Below are 8,058 nucleotides of genomic sequence, written 5' to 3' on the forward strand. Positions count from 1 at the left end.
CTGGAGGCACGGATACAGCCATTGCTCGCACAAGCCAACGAGGACATGCATGTGGAGGCCTACGAATCGGCGAATCTTGAATCGCCTCGGAGGTTCATCAAACGGCTGTACCACTATTGAGCGTTGCTTTTCCGACTTCCGAATCGACGAGCGCTCGTTACTGGAAATTCTTGTATCAGCTGACGGTGGGCACTCTGACTTCATGAGCGGTTTCGTGTCAGGGGCGTCACAACAGAATCGTCTTTTTGGCACAAGCCTTCTGCGATGCAATCAACCGGAAGTAGAGCCGAATCGGGTTCTCATTTACATCTGCCCGGAGTGTGGCGATATCGGATGCGGCGCCTACTCGGTACTCATTCGCAAGAGCAGCACCGGCATTGTGTGGGAAGCATTTGCTTACGAAACGGGGTATGAAGAGCTGCGCATAATCTGCAACGTTGGGCCGTTTATATTCAGCTTGGCCGCCTATGAGCGCGCTATAAAAGCGACCTCCGGGATCAGCTAGACGCCCCCCACCCCTGCCCTTCGCCAGGTCAGCGTCTGCTCCTCAGGGGGCTTTGACGAATGGCAGCTATCGGGTCGATGGTAGCCCCTGGTGATCGATTGCTATCTGCCCGATGTGGGTACAATTGAAGGTTCGGCATTCCTTCAAATGGCAGCCACGTACTCACTCATAAAACTTACCGGCCAACAGAATACTTGCGCAGCGTTGCCAGGCATTAGACACGGGAGCATCTGTCGGGGAGCATCTTGTACTGGCCGTCGCCCACGAGGTCGCGGCATCGAAAAACGCATCAACAGAAACGTTCACCCATCCCAAGGCACCCGATCCATAAGGCGATGATGGCGAGGTCTTTTCCAATAAACGTTCCTGGGCGAAATCAGAGCCAAGGGCTTCTAGGAATCGGATGATGGACTGCTCATCGCACACGCTTTTCAGTAGTTGATCAAGATCCGCAGGCATAGGCCTCCTGGCAGCGGTGTAAGGGAGAGTGGCTCGAGCGGTATGCTGCTATACAGCGATAGGGTGATCAATGCTACCGCTCGCACAAGCTCGAAGTCAGCCATCCCGTCCAGTAGTAACGGAAAAGCCAGATCTTTCCACCGCTGGCCGTAACATTGAGCGTGAGGCCGTCACTGTCACCGAGCGTGTAGTCAATACCAGTGATTCGGGCGTGCCGAATAGCCATTTCTGAGAGTGCCATCGCGAGCTCCTGAACAGAGTCAGGGCCAGATGCTCATCTCGCTACGCAAACTACTCCAGCAACAAACCGATTCCGTGCGCGTCAGAATCCTGGACTTAATCCTGGACTTAAACGCACTGGATGGTGCTGGATTTCAGTGGTACCCGCCGGAATGAAAAAAGGACCCGAAGGTCCTGTTTTCAATCGCTTGCAGAATTCAGTGGAAGTCTGCAGCGCTATATTTGGAGCGGGAAACGAGACTCTCATCTGGCGTCCTACCCATTGAAATCTAAGGGGTTTCTTTTCTTGCCGAAGCAGGAAAAGACTCAATTCTGGACTTGTTTTTGGGGTGTATCAAGAGCCAAGAAAGAGCGATGCAACGAACGTGGCAATCGAGGGCATTCGAGCAATGGCTGAATGCAACGACAAGGAAATCCATATCCTGCCGGACAAGACGCGCAGCCACCTGCAACAAGCCCGACCTGCTGCTAGACGAACCGGTCAGCGCGCTGGACGTGTCGGTGCAGGCGCGCATTCTTGAGCTGCTTAAAGAGCTTCAGCGTGAGATGGGCATTGCTTACGTACTGGTGTCGCACGACCTGTCGGTGGTCTCCAACTTTGCGCCGGGTGCTGGTGCTGCGCCATGGCCCGGTGATTGAGCAGGGGTCGGTGGAGCAGATTTTCAACCATGCCGCCAGCGCGTACACCCAGGAGTTGATTGAGGCGAAATCTGGACGGCATGAGGTCGCCATGGCCGTGGCAGTGTTAGTGGTGGAGCTGAGTATTGGGGCCAAGCGTAGTCAAGAGAGCGAAACCAAGGTAAGCCAGCATTTGGTAGGCCTAATGTCCAAAACCCAACAACACATGAGCTCCCCTATTGCGTTATTGATGGAGGTCCAATGCATAAAGCAAAACGGAAAATGACTCCTCAACCCGGCCAATGCAACCAGTGCGTCAACTTCGATTGGCAATGCATATTCAACCTCGTAGCAAAAAAACGGAACAGATCGGCACGCCGTTAGAAATAGAGGCGCTTGACGTGCTGAACCGGCAAGGCATCCGGTAAAGCACCTGATATAGTGGCACTTCAGCAGCACTCAAGACCTTTAGAGAATCCGGGGCAATTCACCTGGATTCAGAGGTTGACGCGAAGGTGCTGGCCAAATGACTATTTACACTATCTTCCCAGAGCAAACTGGCGCAGTTGATAACTGCCTTTACGGCCAATTCCACAGTAGGCATTCACAATTCTTCAGTCGTCGAGGTGCTGTTCCCGCCCGGCAACCACAATTGAAATGGATATCCAATTGATCGACACAGTGCGCGCCTCCCGCGAAGGGCACCATTTTCACGAAGCATGGACAGCACGCTGGGCACTCAAACTGTTAGCACCGAAGGACAAATTGATCGGCATTGCCGTCGAGGGACTTTCACCGACCGACCAGGTCAACAGTGACGATGCAACTGCAGAAATTGCAGACCTTGCCCTCTACTACGGCGCCAGCCCCGACTTCGCCCATTGTGACGCGCAAGCCATTCTGCAGCTGAAGTATTCGATCGCCAAGGCGAACGTGCCCTTGGTTGCGTCGGACATGATCAAGACGATCAGGAAATTCTCTCAGTCTGAAATCGAGTTGCTCAAACTGTATCGCGGCACCCACAGCATCTTGAAACGCACCTACCGCGTCGTGAGCAATCGTCCTTTCGGTCAGCACTTCCTGGATGCAGTCGAAGCGCTGAAAACCGCTGTGCAACCGACTGACAGTCAAGTTTCTTCGCAACTTGACCAGATCAAGAGGGTTCTGCAGTTGAACCCGGCCGATTACGGTGTGTTTGCCAGCCGTCTGGAGTTCGTTGGAAAAGAGCCCACTCTCCAGGGCCTTGAAAACATTGTGTCGAAACGCATAAACCTTTGGTCCGCAGGCAGCGGGCTGCATACATCAGCACGGCTGGGCAACTTGAGAGCAATGATTCGCGCCAAAGCTGAAGGCGCTGGTCAGAATAACAACGTGATTCAGCTCGTAGACGTTTTGGACGTGCTGCAGCTTGAAGAAGTAAAGGATTTATTGCCTACGCCTGAAGCGTTCCCACCCGTCAGAGCGAAGCTGACACGATTGCAGGCATTCGAACTCATCACTCGCCTGAAAACTCTCGACCGTCCTCTGCTTGTGCATGGTACCGGCGGCATGGGAAAAACCGTGCTGATGCAGCAACTGCGAGAGTCGGCACCTGACGAATTCAAAGTCGTGCTTTTCGACTGTTTCGGCGGGGGTGCCTACCGAGACCGCCTGGATCAACGCCACAGGCTTGATCGTGGATTGCTGCACATAGTCAATCTGTTGGCTCTGGAAGGACTGTGCGACCCGTTGCTGCCAGGCCAGGAAGACGATGCCAAGATACTCCGCGCAGCCATCAAGCGGCTGAAAGACGCCTGCACAACGCTGCAGGAAATTGCTCCCGGCGCCTTGCTTGTGCTGATTCTCGACAGTGTCGATAACTCAGCCCAACAAGCCTCTGATCTGGGTGAAGTTGCCTTCCCAACCGAACTACTCAGACTTGCCAAATCAGAAGGTTTGCTTCTCAAGATGCGCTTGGTCCTGACATGCAGGACCGAGCGGCGTCGCTTGCTCGGTAAGCAACTGGATGTAGAAGAGGTCGCACTGCTGCCCTTCACTCGGCTGGAAACCGCTCAGTACCTTGAAGAAGCCCTGCCCAAATCACAGCCCAATGATGCAAGCATCGCATTTGCCCAATCGGGTGGAACTCCCCGGGTATTGGCTTATCTTGCACAGCACTGGCACAGGTTGGGGGACGCTTACCGGCAACCGACCCCCATCACTGTGGAACAACTGATCAAGGATCATATCCTGCAAGCGTCGAAGGATAACCACGCTGAGAACTATCTGGATCAGTTCCTGGCTGGGCTGGCCGTCCTGCCCGTTCCTGTGCCTGTGGCCGACTATGCCGTGGCTTACAACGTCACCTCCGAAGAGGTTCACAGTTTATTTGCGTCTCTGAGCCCCTTATTGGAGGTGACTCCATTCGGGGTGATCTTCCGAGATGAACCGACCGAAACCTGGGTTCGCAAATGCTATGCATCAAAGTCGGGAGTATTGGCCGAGCTCGCTGATCGCCTGAGAAAATTACAAGGGGAATCGCATTATGCCGGTATTGCGCTGCCTCACTTGCTGGTGGTCTTGAAAGACATCGTGGGAGCTGTGGAACTGGCATTGAACGACAGTGCCCCACGCGACCTGCTGGACACTACCGGAGGCCGCAGGATCAAGATTGAGCGTGTTCAGGCTGCCCTGTGGTTGGCAATTGGCCACGTCGACGCCGGCATCATTGCGCGCTTGATAGTGGAAGCCGGCACCCTCCACCACGCCGCGCAAAAAGGAAGCCGGTACATTGCGACTTATCCTGACCTCTCGGCCATACAGAGTGACAGCGACATACTGCTTCAGTTGTACCGCTACCGTAACGGGGACCCTGCTCTGCGTCATGCTCGGCTGACCATTGCTTACCTTCTGTCTGGGGCGCCAGACGATGCCGCACAGCACTTCAAATACACCAGAGAGTGGCTGCATAAACTTGAGAAAAGTCGAGGAACCGCTTCCGACACTCACTTTGCCCATGTAGCAGTGTCGTTTTATCTGTTGCTCCAGCGGGACTTCAGTGCGTTATTCAATTCGACCTTGCTTCATTCAACCAGCGATTCATTTCAAATCACCGTCAAGGTGCTGTCTCTGGCGCGAACGCTACCTGATCGCGGCATTATCACTGAAATGGTCACGGCGTTACGCGATTCTGGAACGTTATCCCTGGGCCTGCTCGCTGGCGTGCTCCATACCCTCTACAACCTGTCACGAGAGGATGAAGCCGGTTTGCTTGAGCAGTTGGCCAGTGCCATAACGGCCACACCAAAAAGTACCCAGCTAAGAACGTTTGGCGACAACCCGCTATTGGATGCCGCCATTCGCGCCTACCGGTCAGGCCAGCTGGATACCTGCCGTATATTGCGCACTGCCTGCAATATAACGCCGCTTGAAGTGATTGCCTTCGAACACGGGTCACATGGGCAGGATCTATCGGACTGGCTGATCGACAGGATGCTGGGTGCGCTGCTCTGCGCGCGCCAACCTACGTTGATGGACATCTTGCCCACTCCACTCAACGACATTGCACAACACATGCAGGATCCCTGCATCGAGAATATTACTGCCCACTTGAATAAACAGAGCAGCACCAACGAGGAGGAGGCGCAGCACAGAGAGAGAATGCTGAAAACGCTTCGGGCGCGTATTGCACCGTTGATGAGTGTAACTGCACTGTGTGCCTCCATACTGAGCAGCACAGCTGAAGTAATTGATGCCGCTGTAGCTGACTTGATTGGCCTGTGCACAACCATTCGCGACGAGCAGATTGATTTCGAACCCACACTGCCATCTCCCAGTGACCTGGAACAATTGGCCCGACGCCTTACCTTTCGCCTGTTACGCTCAAGTCAAGGGTTCTCGGCGGGTAATGCTGCAGCATTTTCCCAAGCCTTGGACTGCCGCGCACGCCATTCATTTGAACCGATTGACTATGTCGAACACTTCGCCAATCAGCCCGCTCTGCATAACCTGGCTGGAGAGATGGCGGACAACGCTGCCCCACGGTTCCTGCAAATACGCGACCTTGGTTTGCGGCGAGATGCCTATGCCAGTCTTGCACGGGCAATATTGCCTGTATCACCAGAGGTATCCTACAGCCTGTACAACGAAGGGCTGAAGTTGATCGACGACGTCGGTTTTACCGATACACGCTTCCTGCACAGCGTGTTTTCGATCTGCCAGCACGCCGACTCATCCGCACTCAACGTTTCGCAAGCCAGCCGTTTTGCGAGTCTTTGCGAAACCGGTCGTGCTGGCCACTATGGCGTTGATTTCCCTTGGCTGATTTTCGGCAAGGCTGCTACAGCCACGTTCGGTTATCGAGCATTAACGCTGATCAGCCGTTGGGATAACGATAACCACGCGAGCCTTTCACATTCATTGGCACCGGTGCTGGTCAACTTGCTGCATCAACAGGCCATTGACGCTGTGCAAGCCTTGGCATTGTTGGTGCTTGAAACCCCGGAGCATTGGAATAGCTTTCAACTGGACCGGCTTGAACAACGTGACAGCTGCGATATAGGTATAATTGATGCTTTGGTTTCCCGCGCAGACCTGACATTCATCGAGGTCATAGAAGAACTGACCCAGCGTGTAGAGCGCGAATGGGAGCGCAGCGAAAAACTGCCGACGCTGCTGCTGTGGGGTCTGCACGCGGCAGTAAAGAAGCGTCCCGAAGATGCTGGGGCGTTCCCAGCGCGGCTCGAGGCCTTGTATCATGCGCAGCAAGCCACATTGATCGGGCCCGCTTCATCCGAAATCCATGCAACGAATTCTGGTTCAACCTGGCCCGATCCCGAGGACCCCTACCCGTTGGTTACGGAGTTGGCTGGCGCTACTGATCCTTGCGACAGCTCATCGATTCAAGCGAGCTGGATGTATCTGGTGGAAACAAACGCTTTACGCCCTCAGTCACTGTTCAAAGACTTGCGTGCCAACGTTCAATACGCCCAGCGGTTTGCTCATGTACAGGCATTGAGCCAAATCCGTTCCCCCTCGGGCGAGCTGGATGTGCTGCTTGTCGCAATCCAGGATTGCCTGGATGAATGGCATAAGACCCCCTCCTTGAAGACCCTGCGCACCACGTTGGCGGGCGCACTGATTTCAGAAAATCTGTCGGCTTTGGTGGGTGAGCCTTACGCGCTGGACAACCTGCTCGGCAAGCTGGCGGCGCTGGGGCCAACCTCTGCCTGTGAAGTAGCCTGTAACATCGTGGCGACTGCCTGCCAACGGAGGGTCGATGTGGCGCCTGCCGCATGGCTTGCGCTTGGGGCAACGCTCTCTCAGGAACTTGATACCCCGAACCTGTCAGACGTTGTAAAGCAAGTGCTCGACAGCCCGGTTGCGCTACTGGCAGAACGGGATGACGTCGGCCGTCATCAGGACTGGCTCACACGTGCAGGCAATGTCGATGACTGTATCGTGGACCTGCTCTGGTTGAGACTGGGTGATCAAAACCTACGCCACCGAGCGGCTGCCACCGATGCGATAGTATTTCTTGCCAGACACGAGCGCTTGGCTCTACTGGAACAGCTTGTCGCACGTCGAAACAGCCGCGATGTCCCGACGCTGAAGGCTGCACAAGGAGAGTTCCGCTTTCTTGATGCAAAACTGTCGCTTGCCCTGGGACTTCTGAGCGGCTTGCAATCGACGCAGGCACCGCCCCTGCGCGTCATTCTCCAGAGCATGCTCGACCCGCAAACGTGCCACCCCCTTCTGCGCCAACTTGCATTGGAAGCCGGTGCGACTCATGAGCCTAACTCACCTGGCACAGCCGCTGTATCCAAACCTTTACCATGGGAAAGTCTGCAAGGACCAGAAGCGGTACTGGCCGAAGCGCAAGAACACGAACCCGTCTACTTGCCAAGGCTGGCCAAGGCTTTTGCCTTGAAGCCCGAGGTAGTTGCCACACGAATTGGAGCGAAGATGATTGAATGGGGGGCAGCAATGCCGAATCTCGACCTGGATAAACCTCAACTAGAGGACGAGACGCCCTCCTCTCGCTACCGATCAGCTTTCCGCCAGCGCAGCTTTTTGGAGCATCTGCGCTGGCACGCGTTACTGACAGTAGGAGGGGAGTTCGCCGATGTATACCGCAGTTCTTCGCGTTTATTTGATGAAGAAGAATGGGCATCGCTGGTACGAGATGCCTGGGATGAGTACGGGGTCATATGGTCTTGATTACTCAAGGGTAGCGATCGTGTCCCAGGAAGTGGTAG

The 8,058-nt window shown here is 54.9% G+C and carries 2 protein-coding genes and 1 pseudogene; 2 read left to right on the forward strand and 1 reads right to left on the reverse strand.

Annotated elements, in window-relative coordinates:
• Nucleotides 1-667: 667 nt before the first annotated feature.
• Nucleotides 668-964 (reverse strand): hypothetical protein, encoded by a 297-nt coding sequence (locus tag M5B96_RS32010; protein ID WP_248801138.1) that lies wholly within the window; start codon nucleotides 962-964, stop codon nucleotides 668-670.
• Nucleotides 965-1,657: 693 nt separating this feature from the next.
• On the opposite strand from M5B96_RS32010, the pseudogene M5B96_RS32020 reads away from it, so the two are divergent.
• Together M5B96_RS32020 and M5B96_RS32025 are read left to right on the forward strand one after the other, a co-directional pair.
• A pseudogene (locus M5B96_RS32020) lies at nucleotides 1,658-1,922 on the forward strand (ABC transporter ATP-binding protein); the annotation flags it as partial.
• 557 nt (nucleotides 1,923-2,479) lie between these two features.
• The gene (locus M5B96_RS32025; protein WP_248801140.1) at nucleotides 2,480-8,020 is read left to right on the forward strand and encodes an NACHT domain-containing protein; all 5,541 of its coding nucleotides are present in this window, start codon (nucleotides 2,480-2,482) and stop codon (nucleotides 8,018-8,020) included.
• Nucleotides 8,021-8,058: the final 38 nt, after the last annotated feature.

Source organism: Pseudomonas sp. MWU13-2105 (genome assembly GCF_023242315.1).
Lineage (GTDB): Bacteria > Pseudomonadota > Gammaproteobacteria > Pseudomonadales > Pseudomonadaceae > Aquipseudomonas.